This window comes from Sphaerisporangium dianthi (assembly GCF_042654065.1).
GTDB classification, from domain to species: domain Bacteria; phylum Actinomycetota; class Actinomycetes; order Streptosporangiales; family Streptosporangiaceae; genus Sphaerisporangium; species Sphaerisporangium dianthi.
Genome location: NZ_JBHSFP010000031.1, coordinates 1 through 18,096, shown reverse-complemented (window position 1 = coordinate 18,096; position 18,096 = coordinate 1). Strand labels below are relative to the sequence as shown.

Below are 18,096 nucleotides of genomic sequence, written 5' to 3'. Positions count from 1 at the left end.
GGTAGGGCCACAGGTAGCCGCAGTACATACGTAGTGGCATCCGTACATGTACCGAAAATTCGGGGCAGCCGTGGGGAAGCTATGTCGCCTGGTAGGTGACGAGGACGGATGTCTACTTGTAGCCGGCGGCGACGATGTTGGCGTGCAAGGCGTTCTCGGTGGCGTCGGACGGGTAGCCCGCGACCATGGCTCCTTCGTAGAACGTCCCGACGCTCTGGTTCCTGTTGTCGATGCAGCAGTCGCCGCCGCTGCCGAGGATGATCGCGCCCTGCTTCTTCATGGGGCTGTATCCGGGGGGAAGCGAGCCGTCCCACAGAGTGGTCAGGTTGCCGGACTGCGCGTTGCCGCCCTTGATCGCGAATCGCGACGTCCCGTTGTTCTTCAGCGTCGCCGTGACGAACTTGCTGGTGAACGCCCTCTGGTTCGGGTTCCAGGACTGGCTGCCTCCGGGGTAGAGGCCATATTCGAGGTCGGCCTGGACCCAGGGACCCGATCCGGAGCATCCGCCGAACCAGCAGCTCGTGCCGAAGTAGATCGCGTCCATGGCGCCGGCGCCGTCGGCTCGCCGGGTCGTCTCGCTGTTGCCGTAGTCGAAGCAGCAGCCGCTGTTGACGTGCGTGCCGCTGGTCACCATGTACATGCCCTCGGGCGCGCTACCGGTCGGAATGCCCGTCAGGTGGCCGTCCCTCCAGTAGCTGCTCGACCCGGGGATGAAGAGCGAGTAGGCCTTGCTGCTCCCGATCGTCAGCGACTCCCTGGTCGCGCTGGCGGGCGAGACGGCGCCGCCGACGCCGCCGGAACCCTGGTAGCCGAGGTTGTTCCCGCGTCCGGACTGGTCGTAGAGGATCGTGATGACGCAGGAGGTGCCGGAGCAGAAGGAGTCCTGGGCCGCCGCGTTGGCGGGGCCGCCCGTGGTCAGCACGCCGATGTTCCTGGTCGTGTTGTCCGACGAGCGCCTGACCTGGTACAGGTTGCCGGTGTAGGAGCGGTAGAGCGCGCGCACCGTGCTGTGCGCGGCCACGCACGGCGTGCCGCCCGCGGCGTAGATGTCACACGGCAGGTTCGCGCCCGGTGTGGGCGTGGGCGTCGGCGACGGCGACGGGGTGGGCGTCGGGGTGGGGGTCGGGGTGGGGTTGGGCGTGGGAGTCGTGGACGGGCTGGGCGACGTGGTCACGCCGCCGGTGCACGTCGTGCCGTTGAGGGCGAACGCCGCCGGCGCCGGGTTGCTGCCGTTCCAGGCGCCGTTGAAGCCGAACGCCGTGCTCGCCCCGGTGCCGATCGTCCCGTTGTAGGAGGCGTTGGTCACCGTGACCTGGGCGCCCGACTGCGCCACCGAGCCGTTCCACAGTTGGGTGATGGTCTGACCTGCGGAGAACGACCAGGTCAGCCGCCAGCCGTTGATCGGGTCGCCGAGATTGGTGATGTTCACGTTCGCGCCGAAGCCGCCCTGCCACTGACTGCTCACCGTGTAGTCCACGCGGCATCCGGCCGCCGCCTGGACAGCGGGCGCGGTCAGCGCGCCGGCCACGCCGAGCGCGGCGGCCATCCCGGTGGCGAGCCAGAGCCGAACTCTAGCGATCTTCATGAGTACTCCCGGAGCTGCGTCCTCGAAGAGGCTGTTAGCGCTCACATCCGGCTGTGACGTTCTCGCGGGCACCGGAGGCGGGGTCTTCCGAAAAGGCTGAGGCTGCTGGCGCTAACAGGAGAGCGTTCTCTTCTGTTGTGGAAATAGTGGTGGTGCGGCGGAGCAAATATGACGCGGCCGGGTCCCGTCAAGCCTCGGTCCCGGCGTCTCGTTCGCCGTCCGCCCTTACTCCCGCTCGTCACATCACGCCCGGGTCGAAGGTGATGAAAGTTCCAGACCGGGGCGCCACCCGCACGGACGAACGGACGAGCGGGCGGGGTCACCTCGCCGGTCCCCGCCCGCTCGTCCGCGCCGGTCACTTCACAGGGTCGGACGGTCTCCGCTCGGCACGGCCGCCGGTGGCGGGGAGCGGGGCCCGCCACATCGGGTACATCACCGGGCCGTCCGGCAGCCGGAGCGGCTCGGGCATGTCCACGTAGCCGTGCCGGACGTACAGTCGGCGGCTCGCCTCGCTGCTGGCCTCCAGGTAGGCCGGTATGCCCTGGGCGTCGAGCACGCGGTGGTGCTCCTCCAGCAGCAGGCTGCCGAGGCCGCGGCCGGTCCGGCCTCCGACCAGGGCGATGAACGCCAGGTAGTGGTGCGGCTCGTGCGGATGGAGCTTGTCCATCTGCTCGCCGAGGATGCCGTAGCGCCCGGCGTGCTCCCCGGCGATGGACGCGACCCTCTCCTCCTGGCCGGGGATGTCGGGGAACGGGGAGGCGAACCAGACCGCGACCCCGGCGAGCCGTCCGTCCTCGTTGATCCCGTAGATGTCGCCGTGGTCGAGCGCGTGCTCCGCGTGCATGGTGAAGAACCGCCGCTGGATCGGCAGCGGGTCCTCGGGCGGCGGGATGAGCCAGCGGGAGATGGCGTCGTGGCTGAACGCGCCGGCGATGATCTCGCCGGCCGCGGCCGGGTCCGTCACCCGGGTGATCTCGGCCGTCACTTGGAGCCTCCGCTGACGGCCTGGGCGCCGAGGCCGATGTTGGCGTACACCGCCGGCCGGGTGGCCTTCAGCACCCGGCCCCACACGACGCCGAAGACGATGGCGACGACGAAGATGCCGGGCAGGATCCAGCGGAGAACCGAGTCGGGCGCGACGCCGAGGACCGTGTCGAAGTTGATCAGCGTCATCCCGATGATCACGCAGAGCGCCAGCGTCGCCAGGGCCGGGGCGATGCGGGTGCGCCACATCGTCTCCCCCGAGGGGTTGCGGGAGAAGAACACGATCACCGCGATCGAGGTGATGGTGAGCAGGCTCAGCAGCCCGAGGCCGCCGAACGCGCCGAAGGTGAAGAACAGCTTCGTGACCGGGTCGAGGCCGGAGATCGCGTAGACGGCGATCACGATCAGGCCGAGCGCCGTCTGCAGCAGCGACCCGGCCATCGGAGCCGCGGTGCGGGCCGAGGTGCGCCCGAACACCGAGGGGATCACGTTCTCGCGGCCGAGGGCGAAGATGTAGCGGGCCGTGGTGTTGTGGAAGGCGATCATGCAGGCGATGCTGCTCGTCACGAACAGCACCGATCCGATCGTCGCGACGGTCGAGCCCATGTGGGCGGCCGCCTGGTTGAAGATGAGCACGGGCCCCTGCTCGGTCGCCGCCTTGACGATTCCGGACGACCCGGTCGGCACGGTCTGCGCCCAGGCGGAGACCGCGTACAGCACCGAGATGACCCCGATGCCCACGTAGGTGGCGATGGGGACGGTCCTGTTGCGGTCCTTGGACTCCTCGGCGAAGACCACCGACGACTCGATGCCGGCGAAACCCGCGACGACGGTGGCCAGCGCGGCGCCCACCCCGGGCACGAACAGCGAGCCGGGGGTGAACCCCTCGAAGCCGATGCCGGCCGGAGACGCGTGCAGCAGGTCGCCCACGTTGAACACCAGCACGACGGTGATCTCGCTGACGAGCAGGATGGAGAGGATCTTGCCGTTGACCTCCACCCGCAGCAGGCCGAGCAGGCCGGTCAGCGCCCACGCCACCAGCGCGATCACCCACCACGCGGGCGAGCCGCCGAACCAGTCGAGGAGCAGCGGTTCGGCGGCCGAGCCGATGATGCCGTAGAGGCCGAGTTGCAGCGCGTTGTAGGCCAGCAGGGCCACCCAGGCGGTCGCGACCCCCTGCGTCCGGCCGAGCCCCTGGGCGGCGTAGGCGTAGAACGCGCCCGCGTTCACCACGTGCCTGGCCATCGTCACGTACCCGACGGCGAAGAGGGCGAAGACGGCGCCGAGCAGCAGGAAGGCGAACGGCACGCCGATGACGCCCGTCACCGCGTACGCCGTCGGGACCGAGCCCGCGACCACCATCAGCGGCGCCGCCGCCGAGATGACGAAGAACACGACCGATGGGACACCGAGCCGATCCTTGGCCAGTGCGGCGGACACGACGCTGGGTCGTTGCTCTGTGAGGGACATCCGTACTCCGTGAGGTGGGGGAAGGGGGTCTCACCGGCGGCTGATGACGGCTCCGCCGACGACAGCCTCGGTTTGAACGATGAGTCTCCGCAGCGGCAGGGGAAGCCCTGCGAGCATGGCGGCCACGAACGCGGGATCGTGGTCCCAGAGGGTCCGCTGGGCGCCACCGGTGGCGGCGAAGAGCCCGTACAGGACGCGATCCCTCACCGCGGGCGGCTCGCGCCGCTGGACCGCGAGGTTGAGGCGGGCGAGCGGCCACGCCGCCGAGTTCACGTCCGCGGGGGTCGCCGGCTGCTTTTTCAACAGGTGCCTCGACGGCGGGTTGAGCAGTTTCGCGGCGATCATCCTGGCCGTGACGTCGGCGTAGATCGTATTGGCGAAGAAGACGAGCCAGGTGCTCACCGGATGGTGAGGCTCGGCAACGATGTGGTCGAGGACCTTCTGCGTGAGCGGGTCGCCGGTGGCGTCCCGCGTGATCGCGTACGGACGGTCGTGGCCTGGCGCGACCTCGAAAGAGACCCGCTCCGCGAGCATCAGCTCACCGATCACGGCGCCGGCCAGTCCCAGGCTCGCGAGGCGCGGGTGGACCCGGGGACGCCCCGTCACGTCGTCGTGCATGACAAAGAACAGATCGTCGGCCAACGACGGAACGGAAAGGTCACCTTTAGCCACGATCGACGATGATATAGGCGAGATGTTGCGTCTGTCGTCGATTAAGTACTGGTGTCTATGCGAGCAACTATGCCTTAGATCCATCGATGAGAGGATATGTACCGGACATTCCTTTTTGAGGTTAATGTATTACATCCGGTTTTGGCCGCATCCAGGATTGGCCCTCCGACCTGCCGCCTTGCGGGTTTCCGAGGCGCCGTGCTTCCCGCTCGGCGGGCGCGCCATTGCCCGGCGCGAGGATCGCCGGCGCGTCGGGACGGCACCGGAGTCCGGGTCTTCCGGCCCTGTGAGCGCGCCGCGGAAGGCGCGCTTGATGGGGGGCGGCGGCGCTTCGCGCCGTTTCCGAGGCGGAGCCCGGCGGTGCTCGTGGTGGACGCCGGCGTGGACGCGGACATGGATCCGCCGATGGCGCGGCCGCGCGGCAGGGCGGGGGAGACGGCGCCTCCTCGCGAGTCGCGGAAGGGGCCGAGGTGGCCGCCGGGGAACGTCCGGCCGCCCCCTGCCCTCATGGCGCCGTGCGGGACGGCTGGAAACCCGGAGGAAACCTGTCAAGGCTGCGTTCCGGACGTTTCCGCTGGCCGAATGGCAGGCAGATCGGTGCGGCGCCGTCCTGTTCACCGTGGTTTCCGCCCCGCCTTGCCTCCTTCCTTTCGTGCTCGCCGGGCCGATGAACGTTTCAGCACCATGTCCCCGCCGGGAAGTGCGACGCCGCCGCGTTGGCGCAGATCGCGCCCGCTCGCTCGTCGGCGTCGCCGGGGCGGGCGGAAGCCGGTCGCTTGACGGGAGTTCGCCACGTCGTATTTGCTCCGCCCACCACCACCGTCTCCGCCACCTGAAAAAGGAGCGCCCGGCCCGGAGTGCTTAATGTTAGCGTTAACATATCCTCTTTGTTCGCCGGCCGATCGTAAAGCCCGGACGACGCCACGCTGCGACCCAGCCCTCACCGGGCCCGGAAGCCGGCCGCCGATCTTTCGGCCGCCCCCGGCCGGTCTCGCCGGGATCGGCGCCGGTGGATCCGGGGTCACCGCCCGGAACGTGAGCCGTGACGGCGCCCTGGGCGCCGCCGCGAGCACGCGGTCCGGCTTTTCCCGCGTCTGGAACGGCGCCAAAGGCGTGCCGGTGGTGAGCTGCGCCGCGACCTGAAAGGCCCGGGGACCGTGATGAGGACAGCTCGCGCGCGCGGACCCCGGCGACTCCCCGACCCCGCTCTCCACTCTGGAGGATTTTCGTGCGTCTTTCACGACATCGGCGCCGGCTCGTGGCCGCGCTGGCCGCCGTGCTCAGCGTCCTCGGCGTCATCACCGCGGTCTCGGCTCAGGCCGCCGCCGGATGCCGGGTGATCTATACGGTGACCAACCAATGGGGGGGCGGCTTCGGCGCCAACGTCGAGGTGACCAACCTCGGCGACCCCATCGACGGCTGGCGACTCACCTGGTCCTTCGGCGCGGGGCAGACCATCGCGCAGCTCTGGAACGGCACCCACACCCAGTCGGGCGCCCAGGTCACCGTGACCAACGCCTCCTACAACGGCGCGATCCCCACGGGCGGCACCACCAGCTTCGGCTTCAACGGGGCCTGGACCACCGCCAACCCGGTGCCGGAGAGCTTCGCCCTCAACGGCACCACCTGCGACGGCACCACGGCCAGTCCGACCCCCACCCCGTCGCCGACCCCCACGCCGACGCCGACGCCGACCCCTACGCCTACTCCCACGCCTACTCCCACCCCGTCGCCGACCCCCACCCCCACGCCGACGCCGACCCCCACACCGACCCCCACACCGACCCCCACACCGACTCCCACGCCGACTCCGACGGGGCCGTGGCCGCCGTCGTCGACGTACTCCAACCCGGTGTTGTGGCAGGACCTGGCGGACATCGACATCTTCCGGGTGGACGACGCCTATTACTACTCGGCCTCGACGATGCATTACTCGCCGGGCGCGCCGATCCTGCGCTCCTATGACCTGGTCAACTGGGAGTACGCCGGTCACTCGGTGCCCAAGCTGGACTTCGGCTCCAAGTACGACATGAGCGGCGGGCGGGCCTACGTCGACGGCATCTGGGCGTCGTTCCTGAACTACCGCAAGAGCAACAAGACCTTCTACTGGGGCGGCTGCGTCGACTTCAGCAAGACCTACATCTACACCGCCGGCTCGGTCGAGGGGCCGTGGAACCGGCACACCACGATCAACAAGTGCTACTACGACGCCGGCCTGCTGGTCGACGACAACGACAAGATGTACGTCGCCTACGGCAACACCAGCATCAGCGTGGCCGAACTGTCGGCCGACGGGAAGTCGGAGGTGCGTTCCCAGCAGGTGTTCCAGACGCCTTCCAGCGTCGGCACCCTGGAAGGGTCCCGTATGTACAAGCGCAACGGGTCCTACTACATCTTCCTCACCCGCCCGGCCAACGGCCAGTACATCCTGAAGTCCTCCAGCCCGTTCGGACCGTATGAGATGCGGCAGGTGCTGCTGAACATGCCGGGCCCGATCTCCGGCGGCGGCGTGCCGCACCAGGGCGGGCTGGTGCAGACCCAGAACGGCGCGTGGTACTACATGGGCTTCCAGGACGCCTACCCCGGCGGCCGGGTGCCGGTGCTGGCCCCGATCACCTGGACCTCCGACGGCTGGCCCACCATCACGACGGTCAACGGCGCCTGGGGCGCCTCCTACCCCTACCCCAACGTCCCCCGCCCGCCGCGCCAGGTGAAGTCCCCCGTCGGGACCGACACCTTCGCCGGCACCAGCCTGGGCGCGGAGTGGGAGTGGAACCACAACCCCGACACCACCAAGTACAGCGTGAACGACGGGCTGCGGCTGCAGACCGCCACCGTCACCAATGACCTGTACTCGGCGCGCAACACGCTCACCCGCAGGATCCAGGGCCCGACGTCCACCGCGACGATCGAGCTGGACTACTCGGCGATGCGCGACGGTGACAGGACCGGTCTGGCGATCCTGCGCGACTCCTCGGCCTGGATCGGCGTCAAACGCGACAGCGGGCAGACGCGGGTGGTCATGACCAACGGCCTGAGCATGGACTCCAACTGGAACACCACCGGCACCGGCACCGAGGCCGCGAGCGCGTCGGTCTCCGGCGGCAAGATCTGGCTGCGGGCCAACGCCGACATCCGGCCCGGCACCGGCCGGCAGGTCCGCTTCTCCTACAGCACCAACGGCACCACCTTCACGACGCTCGGCCCCGCCTTCACCATGGGCAACGCCTGGCAGTTCTTCATGGGGCACCGGTACGCCATCTTCAACTACGCCACCCAGTCACTGGGCGGTGCGGTGAGCGTCCCGCGGTTCACCATGACCACACCCTGACACCGCGACACCGCAGAGCCGGTCGAGGCGCCCCCGGGCGCCTCGACCGGCCTTCGCGACAGCGTGACGCTCGGCATCAGTAGAGCGTCTTCATGGCGGCGCGCACCTCGTTCAGCGTCGTCTCGGCGATGGCCGAGGCCCGTTCGTTGCCCTCGCGCAGCACCTGGCGGACATGACCGCGGTCGCGGGCGTACATGGCGCGGCGCGCGCGCAGCGGCGCCAGGTACTCGTTGACGGCTTCGGTGGCGGCGGCTTTCAGCGCCGCCGCTCCCGCGCCGCCGATGTCGTCCGCGACCTGGCGCGGGTCGCGGCCGAGGCACAGCGCGGTCAGCAGCACCAGGCCGGAGACCTCCGGCCTGGTCGCCGGCTCGTAGGAGATGTGCCGCTCGGAGTCGGTCTTCGCGCCGCGGATCAGCCTCGCGGTCTCGTCGGCGCTCGCGGCCAGGGCGATGGCGTTGCCGCGGCTCTTGCTCATCTTCGTGCCGTCGGTGCCGAGGAGCAGCGGGGCGGCCGAGAGCAGGGCTTCCGGTTCGGGCAGCACGGGGACGCCGCCCGAGCCGTAGCGGTGGTTGAGGCGCCGGGCGATGACCCGGGTGAGCTCCAGGTGGGGCAGCTGGTCCTGGCCGACCGGGACGAGGTTGGCCTTGCAGAAGAGGATGTCGGCGGCCTGGTGCGCGGGATAGGTGAACATCAGCCCGCTCACCGCCGCCTGGCGCGAGTGGGCGATCTCGTCCTTGACCGTCGGGTTGCGGCCGAGCTCCGAGACCGAGACCAGGCTGAGGAACGGCAGGAGGAGCTGGTTGAGCGCCGGGATCGCGCTGTGGGTGAAGATCGTGCTCCTGGCCGGGTCGACGCCGGCGGCCAGGTGGTCGAGCACGAGTTCCTCCACGTGCCCGGGCAGGTCGTCGGCGACGTCGCGGTCGGTCAGCACCTGGTAGTCGGCGATGACGACGAACAGCTCGGTGCCGAGATCCTGGAGGCGGACGCGGTTGTGGAGGGTGCCGAAGTAGTGACCCAGGTGCAGCCGGCCCGTCGGCCGGTCGCCGGTCGACACCCGGAAGCGACGGGGGTCTGTCCGGATCTGCTCCTCCAGTTCGGCGCTGCGGATCCGGGCGGCGCGAACGCCGAGTTCGTCGGCGGGAGCCGGGGTGCTGGGACCTGGTTCCGCGGAGGCGGAGGAAGCGGCGGTGGCGGTGGCGCCGAGGCTGGTCGTCATGGTGTCTCTCCTGATGGGCAAGGTGGTCCGGCGCGCTTCGGGGCCGGCCCCTTGTCGGGTGGTTCAGGGAGAACACGAAGAAGGGCCGTCCATCCGAACGGCCCGACGTGCGCGAGAGGTGGCCGCTCCTACGAGGAGCGCCACCAGCTCGGGCACGGCGAACGATGCATGCGAGCAGTCTACGACGCCCGGCCGCCGGCGGACAGGTGAGAACGCGCGCACAGGGGGGATGGGGCCGGTCAGGCCAGGGAGAGTGCCACCTGCTCCAGGTGGTCCATGGCTTCCTGCATGCCGCCTTCCATGCCCGAGTTGACGTGCGCGTCGCGGGACTCCCGGCTCTTGTGCTCGACGAGCGTCGTGAGCGTCGTGCGGCCGTCCTTCTCGGTGAAGTCGGTGGTGGTCAGGGCCGCCTCGTCGGGCATGCCCTCGAAGACCTCCGTCGACACGATGCGCTCGGCGGGGACGATCTCGCGGAACTCGCCGTGGAACCCGACCTCGAACCCGCCGTTCGCGGCCAGCACGTAGCGCCACGCGCCGCCGACGCGCAGGTCGACCTCGGCGAGGATGACCTCCCCCCGGTCGCCGCCCCACCAGCGCTTGATGAGCTCGGGGGTGGTCCACGCCTTGTAGACCAGATGCTTGGGCGCGGCGAACTCCCGCGTGATCAGGATCTGCGTGGCCGCCGGGAGCGTCACCACCGCCGTGCCGCTACTTGCCGTCGTCGCCATCTCGATGCTCCATTTCCTTGAGTTCCTCCAGCACGACGTCCAGCCGGTCGAAGCGCTGCGACCAGGTGCGTTCGTAGTTCTTCACCCAGTCGTGGATGGATTTGAGCGGGTGGCCGTTGAGCCGGTACAGGCGTTGCCGCCCTTCGTCGCGCACGTCGACCAGCCCGACCTCTCTGAGCACCCGCAGGTGTTTGGACACCAGGGGTTGTGAGAGCCCGAGCAGCCCGGCCAGGCCGCCGACCGATTTCTCGCCGCCGATGAGGGCGTCGAGGATCTCTCGCCGCCGGGGCTCGGCCACCGCGTTGAACGCGTCCGCCGTCGTCGCCGCTCGTGCCATGCCCACATCGTATGCCTATATAGGCATACGATCAAGAGGAGGACGCCCCGTCCGCCGGCGCATCGCGGGAGACGGCCCGGCCGTCAGTCGAACGCGGTGTCGCGGGCGACGCTCTCCCATGCCAGCAGTTCCGCGCGGACGCCGTCCGCGTGGGACACCAGGGCGTCCACCGCGTCGTCGCCCAGAGGCAGCCGCAACGGCACCGGATCCGCCCGCAGGGCGGCGAGGACGGCCGCGGCCGCCTTGGACGGGTCGCCGGGCTGCTTGCCGTCCGCGCCCGAGGCCATCGACCTGGTGGCTCCGACGGTGTCCTGGTAGACGTCCATGGCGTCCGACCGGTACAGGGCGTCGCCGAACAGGGCGGTCCTGAACGCGCCCGGCTCGACGATCAGGACCTTGACGCCGAACGGCGCCACCTCCTCGGCGAGCGCCTCCGACAGCCCTTCCAGCGCGCACTTGGTCGCCGAGTACGCGCCGAAGCCGGCGAACGACATTTGACCGCCCATGCTGCTCATCTGCACGATGGCGCCCGAGCCCTGACGGCGCATGTGCGGCAGCACCGCCCGCACGAGCGCGACCGGTCCGAACAGGTGCAGTTCCATCAGGTCGCGCAGCTCCTGGTCGGTGGTCTCCTCGACCGCGCCGATCTGGCTGCGCCCGGCGTTGTTCACCAGGACGTCGACGCGGCCGTACCAGAGGATGACCTCCGCGACCACGGCCGCGATCCGCGCGGGGTCGGTGACGTCCAGCTGAAGGGCCGCGGCCCGGCCGGGGTGCGCGGCCACCAGGTCGCCGACCGCCTCCGGCCTGCGCGCCGTGGCCACCACGGTGTCGCCGGCCGCCAGTGCCGCCTCGGCGATCGCCCGCCCGAAGCCCGAGGAGGCTCCGGTGATCAGCCATACCCTGCCCGCCGCCGGCCGGGCGGGGGCGCCGTTGTCCACAGTCATAGGTCCAACTCCACGGTCAGGGGTCTCAAGGTCTCCGTTATGCCGTGATCCGTGGCGGGCCGTCCAAGACAGAAGATCGGCGACCCGATAAAGAGGACTTATCATCCCAGGATGGAGCTACGGCAGCTGCGCTATCTCGTCGCGATCGACGAGGCGGGGAACCTCGGACGGGCCGCCGAGGCGCTGTACGTGAGCCAGCCCGCGCTGTCCTACGCGTTGCGCAACCTCGAGTCCGAGCTCGGCGTGCGACTGTTCGACCGGCACGCGGGCGGGGTGAGCGCGACGGACGCCGGAAGGGACGTCGTGGCCGAGGCCCGGCGCACCGTGGTCCAGGCCGGGCTGGTCATGGCCGCCGCCGAGCGGCACCGGCGCGGCGAGACCGGCGTGCTGCGCGTCGGCTTCGAGGCCAGCGGCGCCGGGCGGCTCACCACCCGTGCCAGGGCCGAGTTCGCCCGCCGCAACCCCGGCGTCCGGGTGGAGCCCAAGCGGTTCGACTGGGGCCAGGAGGCCGCCGCCCTGCGCGAAGGCCGGGTCGACGTGGCCTTCGTCTGGCTGCCGGCCGACCTCGCCGGTCTGCGCGCGGAGATCGTGCACACCGAGGGACGGGTCGTCGGGCTGCCGTCCGGGCACCGGTTCGCCGGGCGGGACGGCGTCTCGGTCCTCGAGGTGAACGACGAGCCGCTCATGTGGACCGAACGGGCGCCGCGCGACTGGGTGGACTGGTGGGCGGTCAACCCCCGGCCGGACGGGTCGGCCCCGCGCTGGGGGCCGACCAACGACAACGTGGAGGAGATGCTGGAGCAGGTGGCCGAGGGCGCCGCCATCTGTTTCGCCCCGGCCAGCATGGCCATCTACTACGCCCGTCCCGATCTGTCCTGGGTTCCGCTCACCGACGTCGAGCCGCTGCGGGTGGCCCTGGCCTGGCTGGACGGCGCGGACACGCCCCTCGTGCGGGGGTTCGCGCAGGTCGTCCGCGAACTGGCCTCCGGCGGCACGACCGTGGTGTCCTGACCGGTGACTCCCGGCCTCGCGGCGCGGCGGTCTCCCCGCGATGGCCGCGTGACCCCCATCGGCGCGCCGGGTCACCCCAGTGAGCCTGCGGGAAGAAGATCTGGATGGGTAGCGTGGCGAGTGTCGGCACGTGCCCGCCGGGCGGGCGGAGTTCCCATGGAGTAACACGATGACGGTCACGGTGGACGCACCGCACCCTGTTCCCTTCGACGCGATCTGCCCCCTGATGGGGGTGGAGGAGGAGTACCTGGTCGTCGACCCGGAGACCCGGGAGGTCAGCCCCTGGGGGACGCACATCGTCGAGCGCGCCGCCATCGCGATGGGAGACCGGGTCTGCACCGAGATCACCAAGTTCCAGGTGGAGGCCAAGACCGCCCCGTGCGCGGGCGTCGCCGAACTGGAGGGCCAGCTGCGGCGCATGCGGGCCGAGGTGGCCGCCGCGGCCGGCGCCGAAGGGCTGGCGCTGGTCGCCTCCGGCACGCCGGTGCTCGGCGCGGCCGTGCCGCCCCCGATCACCGACGACCCCAGGTACGGGGTGGGCATCGCGAACTACCGCGCGCTGCACGACGAGCAGAGCATCTGCGCCGGCCACGTCCATGTCCACCTGCCCGACCGCGAGCGGGCCGTGCTGGTCGGCAACCACCTGCGGCCCTGGCTGCCGGTGCTCATCGCGCTGATGGCCAACTCGCCCTACTGGGCCGGTCGTGACACCGGGTACGCGAGCTGGCGGACGCTGACGTGGGGGAAGTGGCCGGTGGCCGGGCCGCCGCCCTACTTCGGCTCTCTGCGCGAGTTCGACGAGACGATCGCCGCGCTCACCGAGGCCGGGGCGCTGGTCGACCCCGGGACGATCTTCTGGGACGTCCGGCCGTCGTCGCGGCTGCCGACGCTGGAGGTCAGGGTGACCGACGTCCCGGCCACCGCCGGGGAGTCCGCGCTGCTCGCGGCCGTCGTGCGGGCCCTGGTCGTGGTCTCGCTGGAAAGAGTCGAGCGCGGCGACCCGGGGCCGCCGCTGGCCGCCGAGCGGCTGCGCGTCGCCTACTGGCGGGCGGCCCGCGACGGGCTGGACGGGCACGGCGTCGACCCCGTCACCGGCCGCCTGCGGCCCGCGTCCGAGCTGCCCGGGGTGCTGCTCGACCACCTGCGCCTCGCGCTGGAGGCCACCGGCGACCTGGAGCTGGTCACGCGGCGGCTCGAACGCCTCGCCGCCGTCGGTACGGGCGCCGCGCGCCAGCGCGCCGCCCACTCGCGCCGCGGCAGCCTCACCGACGTCGTCGACCACCTCATCGACGGCCTTCTCCCCACATGACCGTCCTCGCCGGCGGCCTTCCTCCGCCGGCGAGTTCCCCGGTGGTCACAGGTAAGGGGCGAGGAAGGCCTCGAGGGGGGCGACGTGGCGTACGGGGTCGCGCCACTGGGCCAGGAGGTCTTCCAGCAGATGGCGTTCGCCGGCCTGCTCGCCGTGCTGCCATACGCGGATGACCGGGTGCAGGAAGGCGCTCTCGTGCGCCCGGTCGGGGGTCGGATGCCGCTGGATGGCGAACACGTCCTCGTGGCGGTCGCGTCCCCAGCGCAGGGTGACGGTGAAGCACAAGGGGTGGGCGGCGAACCGCTCGACGGCGTAGTCCTCCGGCAGGTCCTGGTACTGCACGACGACCCCGGCGTCCTCGTCGACGACGTACGCGTCGCACAGGTACTCGAACTGGGTCCACAGCGCCGAGCTGTAGTTCACCCGTTCGAGCATGGTGGCGGTCAGCCGGTCGGCCGACGGTGGCAGCACCTGCCGGTCGAGCGGGGCTGATTCGTACCGTTCCGCGAGCAGGGCGGCAAGGGTGCGCAGGTTGTAGCGGAACCCGTCGATGAACGCCGACGAGGCGCGCTTGAAGTCGCGGGCCTGCGCGAGCGTCCCCGCGAAGTACAGGCCGTCGACGTTGGCCGACTGGAAGTCGGGGCGGACGGCCGGCATGCGCCCGTTGGGGGTGAGGGCCGGCCGGCAGGACTCGTCGAACAGGCCGGTGTCCATGGTGAACCCGGTGCAGCGGATCACCGCGTCGTACTCCAGCAGCGCCTGCTCGCCCTCGGCGAGGGTGTAGGTGATGGCGGCCTTGTAGACGTCGCCCTCCTGCCAGAGGCGGTCCACGCGGCATTCCAGCACGCCGTGCAGGGTCTTGAACCAGTAGCTGTCGAGCAGGGCGCCGTACTGGCCGCGCACGTTGCCCGGGTGCTTGGTGTTCCATGCCAGCGTGACCGGACTGGGGCTGGCCAGGTGGATGATCGCGGCGCGGTCGAGCATGGACTGGGCGGTCTCGAACGCCGAGTTGCCCTTGCCGATGATGAGGACGCGCTTGCCGGTGAAGTGCTCGCCGGAGGTCGGCACGTCCTCGTAGCCCATGGCCAGCTCGATGCCCGGGATGTCCGGGATGTGCGGGCCGCCCCAGCCGGTGGCGACGATCAGGCATTCGGCGCGCAGCACCTCGCCCGACGCGGTGTGCGCCAGGAACACCCCGTCCGCCTTCTCGACGCGCTCGACCGGCGTGGAATACCGGACGTTGAGCGCGTGCTCGCGCTGGAAGTCGGCCAGATAGCGCACCAGGTCGTCGGCGCAGGGGAAGTACTCCTGCGAGTAGCGGGGGAACATCAGCTCGGGCGAGTCGTTGAGCAGGGAGTTCCAGTCCCAGCGCAGCAGGATCTCCGGGTCCTTCTCGGCGGTGTGCACCTTGTTGAGCGAGATGAGCCTGCGGTGGCGGGGGTAGCGGCTGAAGAAGCCGCCGGGGGCGTCCTCACGCTCGAGCGTGAGGTAGTCGGCTCCGGCGCGCTCGAGGTAGTAGCTGAGCTGCAGTCCCGCCGGGCCGGCTCCGATGATCAGGTAGCGGTGCACGGGCTCGTCCTGTCCTTGGGTCGTCATGGGGTCAGGCCGGGACGGCGGCGCAGTCGCAGTTCATCCGCGCGCGCTCTTCGGAACGGGGACGGCGGTGCAGCCACATGGCCACCACCATGGGCGCGAACACCACCGCGTTGTAGAACAGGTGCAGCTCCACACGGGGCACCAGCAGTTGGACGACGCTGGTCGGCACCGGCCTGCCCAGCAGGTTGTTCCCGGTCAGCGCCTGCAGCAGCAGGAGCAGGTGCTCCAGGTGGTGCCACACCTGGATGCCGAGCGCGACCGTCCACCAGGTGCGGGCCCGGCCGGTGAAGCCGCGCCGCAGCACGATCAGACCCACGAGCATGAGCAGCGCGTAGCCGTAGTGCATCCACTCGGAGGTCACCAGCCACGGGAACGGCAGCCCGAGCACGCCGCGCGCCTGCGGGACCGGCCAGCCGAGGACGTAGATCTGGATGGCCTGCGCCACGTGCTCGGCCCAGTGGGCGAGCACGATGAACAGGAACACGTTGAGCCCGAGCCGGTGGTGGTCGGTGTTCAGCGAGGTGAGCAGATCGGTCCTGTGGGGTAAGGCGCTCGAGTGGCTGGCCATGGTGCCTCCGCGGTCGTCGGGTTGGCGCCGCCGGGCGCGACCGTCGCGCTCCGCGCTCCGCACGGCGGGGGTCGGGGCCGTTCGCGCCGGCGTCCGGCGCGGCGTTCAGGAGCGGTTCTGCGCTTCGGCCAGCAGAGCGAGGTACCCGTCCGCGACGATGCGCTTGGCCCGCGCCGCGTAGGAGGCCGGATCGTCGGGGGCGATGGTCGCCAGGCCGTCGACGTAGCGGTTGTACATGCAGAAGGCCGCCGCGATCAGCACGGTGTCGTGGATCTCCAGGTCGGTGGCGCCCTCGGCGCGGGCGGCGGCGACGTGCTCGTCGGTGACCTCGCGCCCGCCGCGCTGGACGGCGGCGGCGATGGCCAGCAGGGCCCTCAGCTTGGGGGAGACGGGTGCGCTCGCGAGGTCGGCGCGGACCTGCTCGACCAGTTCCATGCCCTCGGGCAGCTGGGCCGCGGCGTAGGCGGCGTGCGAGGAGAAGCAGTAGCGGCACTCGTTGAGCGCCGAGACGTACGCGGCGATCAGCTCGCGCTCACCAGGGGTGAGCGTGCTGTCGGCCCGCAGCAGCACCTCGACCAGCTCGTTGAGCGGACGGGCGGTCTCGGGCCGGAACCCGAACAGGCCCCGGATCCCGGGCTCGTCGCCATTAAGGGTGATGTGGGGCATGGCAATTTCCTCGCCGTTGTGCAGTAGAGGCCTTCCACGCAGCCCCACGTGCGTATTTTCGTCCGACAAACGTTCATGCTCGCCATTCGACCGCCCCGCTGTCAATGGCTCTTTTCGGACACCCCTAACTCGCTTGACCGCGCCCCTGAAATTCGGTTGTCCATACCGGTATGGCCTGACGGTGAGTCTGTCATCACTCCCTTGTTTGCGGGTTGACCCTCGCGTAGCGTCACCACGTCGCCCCCAAACGATCCGCACCATCATGAGGAGGCCGTCCATGTCCGAACACCCCGACGTCAACCCGGTCCGCGAGATTTACGACGCGATCGCCAAGGGCGATCTGGACCACATCCGTGACAGCTTGCTCGCCGACGACGCCTCCTTCCACGTCCCCGGCCGGGGACCGCTGGCCGGAGACTACAAAGGCAAGGAAGAAGTGCTCGGATACCTGGCGAAACTCGCCCAGCACACCGGTAACTCTCTGCAGTACGATCCTGACACCTTCCTGGCCGGCGACGGCCACGTCGCCGCGCTGCTGCGCATCAGAGGCGACCGCGACGGCAGGTCGCTGGACGAGCGCGGTGTTCACGTGTTCCACGTCGCCGGCGGGAAGATAACCGAGCGGTGGAGCTTCCCCTACGACACACACGTCATCGACGAGTTCTTCGCGTAGCCGGACTCCCGGCCGCCGGTCCGAGCGACTCCCCGGCCGGGGAGTCGCCGGCCGGCGTCCTGTCCTGGCGGCCGGCCACCCGGTCTTCGCCGATCACCCGGTCCTCGCCGGCCGTGCCGGCGCGGCCGGGTGGTCGCGGCGCCACCGTCAACTCCCGGCCTGCGACTCGGCGAACACGGCGAGATAGCCGTTCGCCATTCTCGCCCGCGCCGCGTACACCGCGGGGTCGTCGGGCGCGACCGTCGCCAGGCCGTCGACGTAGCGGTTGTACATGCAGAAGGCCGCCGCGATGAGCACCGCGTCATGGATCTCGACGTCGGTCGCGCCCGCGGCCCTGGCGTCGGCCACGTGCCGCTCGGTCACGCTCTTCCCGCTCTCCTGCACCGCCCCGGCGATCACCAGCAGCGCTCTGAGCTTCTCCGACACCGGGGCGGTCGACAGGTCGGCGCATACGTGTTCCACCAGCGTCATGCCATCAGGTGTGCGCACGGCCGCGAACGCCGCGTGTGTGTAGAAACAGAACCGGCACTGGTTGAGCGCCGAGACATAGGCCGCGATCAGCTCGCGTTCCCCTCGGGTCAGCGTGCTCTCGCCGCACAGCAGCACCTCCGAGAGGGCGTTCAAGGGAAGCGCCGCCTCCGGGCGGAACCGGAACAGGCCGCGGATCCCGGGTTCGCCGGATTCCAGGGCGATATGAGGTTCGGCGGGGCTCGGCGCGCCCAACGGCACGAGGGGCGGCCGGGCCGGCCATTCGAGCCCGCAGGAAAGACCGGCCGTGTCGGGCAGGGTCTCAAGGTCGACGGAGACGTTCGAGCGGACAGGTAAGGCCAGTGCGTTCGACATTGCTTAACCCTTCATTCGGCAACTGAGCTCGCATGACCCACTGTGCGCCCGGCGCCGTTCCCGAAGACAGGGATCGGGAGGTCAGCAAGCTGCCGGGGCGCTTCCGCTTCCTGCAAGCGGCCGCCCTTGACGGCCCGCGGCGCCTGACCCGCCACAAGGA

General features: G+C 70.4%; 16 protein-coding genes. 4 read left to right on the top strand and 12 right to left on the bottom strand.

Annotation, left to right across the window (positions count from 1 at the left end; all coding sequences use genetic code 11):
• Nucleotides 1–112: 112 nt before the first annotated feature.
• The 4 genes from ACFO60_RS31920 to ACFO60_RS31905 form a co-directional block, all read right to left on the bottom strand.
• On the bottom strand, nt 113–1,585 hold the full coding sequence (locus ACFO60_RS31920) for an arabinofuranosidase catalytic domain-containing protein (RefSeq protein WP_380847881.1): 1,473 nt from the start codon (nt 1,583–1,585) through the stop codon (nt 113–115).
• A 355-nt stretch (nt 1,586–1,940) separates the two neighbouring features.
• Nucleotides 1,941–2,570, bottom strand: coding sequence for a GNAT family N-acetyltransferase (locus ACFO60_RS31915; RefSeq protein ID WP_380847878.1), 630 nt, complete (start codon nt 2,568–2,570; stop codon nt 1,941–1,943).
• Entirely contained in the window at nt 2,567–4,039 is a 1,473-nt protein-coding gene (locus tag ACFO60_RS31910; RefSeq protein WP_380847875.1) for an APC family permease, read from the bottom strand. The genes ACFO60_RS31915 and ACFO60_RS31910 overlap by 4 nt, the downstream gene beginning before the upstream one ends.
• A gap of 30 nt (nt 4,040–4,069) precedes the next feature.
• The gene (locus ACFO60_RS31905; RefSeq protein WP_380847872.1) at nt 4,070–4,795 is read right to left on the bottom strand and encodes a GOLPH3/VPS74 family protein; all 726 of its coding nucleotides are present in this window, start codon (nt 4,793–4,795) and stop codon (nt 4,070–4,072) included.
• A gap of 1,144 nt (nt 4,796–5,939) precedes the next feature.
• Here ACFO60_RS31905 and ACFO60_RS31900 point away from each other — a divergent pair.
• Nucleotides 5,940–8,042, top strand: a complete 2,103-nt coding sequence (locus tag ACFO60_RS31900; protein ID WP_380847869.1) for a family 43 glycosylhydrolase — start codon at nt 5,940–5,942, stop codon at nt 8,040–8,042.
• A gap of 76 nt (nt 8,043–8,118) precedes the next feature.
• Here the strand turns inward: ACFO60_RS31900 and trpS are convergent, their stop codons facing one another.
• The 4 genes from trpS to ACFO60_RS31880 all read right to left on the bottom strand — a co-directional run bounded on the left by trpS (nt 8,119) and on the right by ACFO60_RS31880 (nt 11,270).
• Complete coding sequence (gene trpS / locus ACFO60_RS31895) at nt 8,119–9,258, bottom strand: tryptophan--tRNA ligase (protein ID WP_380847866.1); 1,140 nt, start codon at nt 9,256–9,258, stop codon at nt 8,119–8,121.
• A 239-nt stretch (nt 9,259–9,497) separates the two neighbouring features.
• Entirely contained in the window at nt 9,498–9,986 is a 489-nt protein-coding gene (locus tag ACFO60_RS31890) for an SRPBCC family protein (protein ID WP_380847863.1), read from the bottom strand.
• Nucleotides 9,967–10,323, bottom strand: coding sequence for an ArsR/SmtB family transcription factor (locus ACFO60_RS31885; RefSeq protein WP_380847860.1), 357 nt, complete (start codon nt 10,321–10,323; stop codon nt 9,967–9,969). The genes ACFO60_RS31890 and ACFO60_RS31885 overlap by 20 nt, the downstream gene beginning before the upstream one ends.
• Nucleotides 10,324–10,406: 83 nt before the next feature.
• Nucleotides 10,407–11,270 (bottom strand): oxidoreductase, encoded by an 864-nt coding sequence (locus tag ACFO60_RS31880; protein WP_380847857.1) that lies wholly within the window; start codon nt 11,268–11,270, stop codon nt 10,407–10,409.
• Nucleotides 11,271–11,381: 111 nt separating this feature from the next.
• Between ACFO60_RS31880 and ACFO60_RS31875 the strand changes: the two genes are divergently transcribed.
• Both ACFO60_RS31875 and ACFO60_RS31870 read left to right on the top strand, forming a co-directional pair.
• Nucleotides 11,382–12,281, top strand: coding sequence for a LysR family transcriptional regulator (locus tag ACFO60_RS31875; protein WP_380847854.1), 900 nt, complete (start codon nt 11,382–11,384; stop codon nt 12,279–12,281).
• Nucleotides 12,282–12,450: 169 nt separating this feature from the next.
• Nucleotides 12,451–13,590 carry a carboxylate-amine ligase gene (locus ACFO60_RS31870; RefSeq protein ID WP_380847851.1) on the top strand — a complete coding sequence of 380 codons (1,140 nt, stop codon included), beginning with the start codon at nt 12,451–12,453 and terminating at the stop codon, nt 13,588–13,590.
• A 45-nt stretch (nt 13,591–13,635) separates the two neighbouring features.
• Here the strand turns inward: ACFO60_RS31870 and ACFO60_RS31865 are convergent, their stop codons facing one another.
• From ACFO60_RS31865 to ACFO60_RS31855, 3 genes are all read right to left on the bottom strand, one after another.
• Entirely contained in the window at nt 13,636–15,186 is a 1,551-nt protein-coding gene (locus ACFO60_RS31865; RefSeq protein ID WP_380847848.1) for an NAD(P)-binding domain-containing protein, read from the bottom strand.
• Between the two features lie 4 nt (nt 15,187–15,190).
• The gene (locus ACFO60_RS31860) at nt 15,191–15,754 is read right to left on the bottom strand and encodes a hypothetical protein (RefSeq protein WP_380847845.1); all 564 of its coding nucleotides are present in this window, start codon (nt 15,752–15,754) and stop codon (nt 15,191–15,193) included.
• Nucleotides 15,755–15,859: 105 nt separating this feature from the next.
• Nucleotides 15,860–16,420 carry a carboxymuconolactone decarboxylase family protein gene (locus ACFO60_RS31855; protein ID WP_380847842.1) on the bottom strand — a complete coding sequence of 187 codons (561 nt, stop codon included), beginning with the start codon at nt 16,418–16,420 and terminating at the stop codon, nt 15,860–15,862.
• 277 nt (nt 16,421–16,697) lie between these two features.
• On the opposite strand from ACFO60_RS31855, the gene ACFO60_RS31850 reads away from it, so the two are divergent.
• Entirely contained in the window at nt 16,698–17,093 is a 396-nt protein-coding gene (locus tag ACFO60_RS31850) for a nuclear transport factor 2 family protein (RefSeq protein ID WP_380847839.1), read from the top strand.
• A 147-nt stretch (nt 17,094–17,240) separates the two neighbouring features.
• Here ACFO60_RS31850 and ACFO60_RS31845 read toward each other — a convergent pair whose 3' ends face one another.
• The gene (locus ACFO60_RS31845; protein ID WP_380847836.1) at nt 17,241–17,936 is read right to left on the bottom strand and encodes a carboxymuconolactone decarboxylase family protein; all 696 of its coding nucleotides are present in this window, start codon (nt 17,934–17,936) and stop codon (nt 17,241–17,243) included.
• Nucleotides 17,937–18,096: the final 160 nt, after the last annotated feature.

Coding starts and splice junctions, on each gene's coding strand:
- ACFO60_RS31850 (WP_380847839.1), top strand. CDS start 16,698: ATGTCCGAACACCCCGACGTCAACCCGGTCCGCGAGATTTACGACGCG.
- ACFO60_RS31880 (WP_380847857.1), bottom strand. CDS start 11,270: ATGACTGTGGACAACGGCGCCCCCGCCCGGCCGGCGGCGGGCAGGGTA.
- trpS (WP_380847866.1), bottom strand. CDS start 9,258: ATGACGACCAGCCTCGGCGCCACCGCCACCGCCGCTTCCTCCGCCTCC.
- ACFO60_RS31910 (WP_380847875.1), bottom strand. CDS start 4,039: ATGTCCCTCACAGAGCAACGACCCAGCGTCGTGTCCGCCGCACTGGCC.
- ACFO60_RS31885 (WP_380847860.1), bottom strand. CDS start 10,323: ATGGCACGAGCGGCGACGACGGCGGACGCGTTCAACGCGGTGGCCGAG.
- ACFO60_RS31875 (WP_380847854.1), top strand. CDS start 11,382: ATGGAGCTACGGCAGCTGCGCTATCTCGTCGCGATCGACGAGGCGGGG.
- ACFO60_RS31920 (WP_380847881.1), bottom strand. CDS start 1,585: ATGAAGATCGCTAGAGTTCGGCTCTGGCTCGCCACCGGGATGGCCGCC.
- ACFO60_RS31905 (WP_380847872.1), bottom strand. CDS start 4,795: ATGGATCTAAGGCATAGTTGCTCGCATAGACACCAGTACTTAATCGAC.
- ACFO60_RS31865 (WP_380847848.1), bottom strand. CDS start 15,186: ATGACGACCCAAGGACAGGACGAGCCCGTGCACCGCTACCTGATCATC.
- ACFO60_RS31870 (WP_380847851.1), top strand. CDS start 12,451: ATGACGGTCACGGTGGACGCACCGCACCCTGTTCCCTTCGACGCGATC.
- ACFO60_RS31890 (WP_380847863.1), bottom strand. CDS start 9,986: ATGGCGACGACGGCAAGTAGCGGCACGGCGGTGGTGACGCTCCCGGCG.
- ACFO60_RS31845 (WP_380847836.1), bottom strand. CDS start 17,936: ATGTCGAACGCACTGGCCTTACCTGTCCGCTCGAACGTCTCCGTCGAC.
- ACFO60_RS31860 (WP_380847845.1), bottom strand. CDS start 15,754: ATGGCCAGCCACTCGAGCGCCTTACCCCACAGGACCGATCTGCTCACC.
- ACFO60_RS31855 (WP_380847842.1), bottom strand. CDS start 16,420: ATGCCCCACATCACCCTTAATGGCGACGAGCCCGGGATCCGGGGCCTG.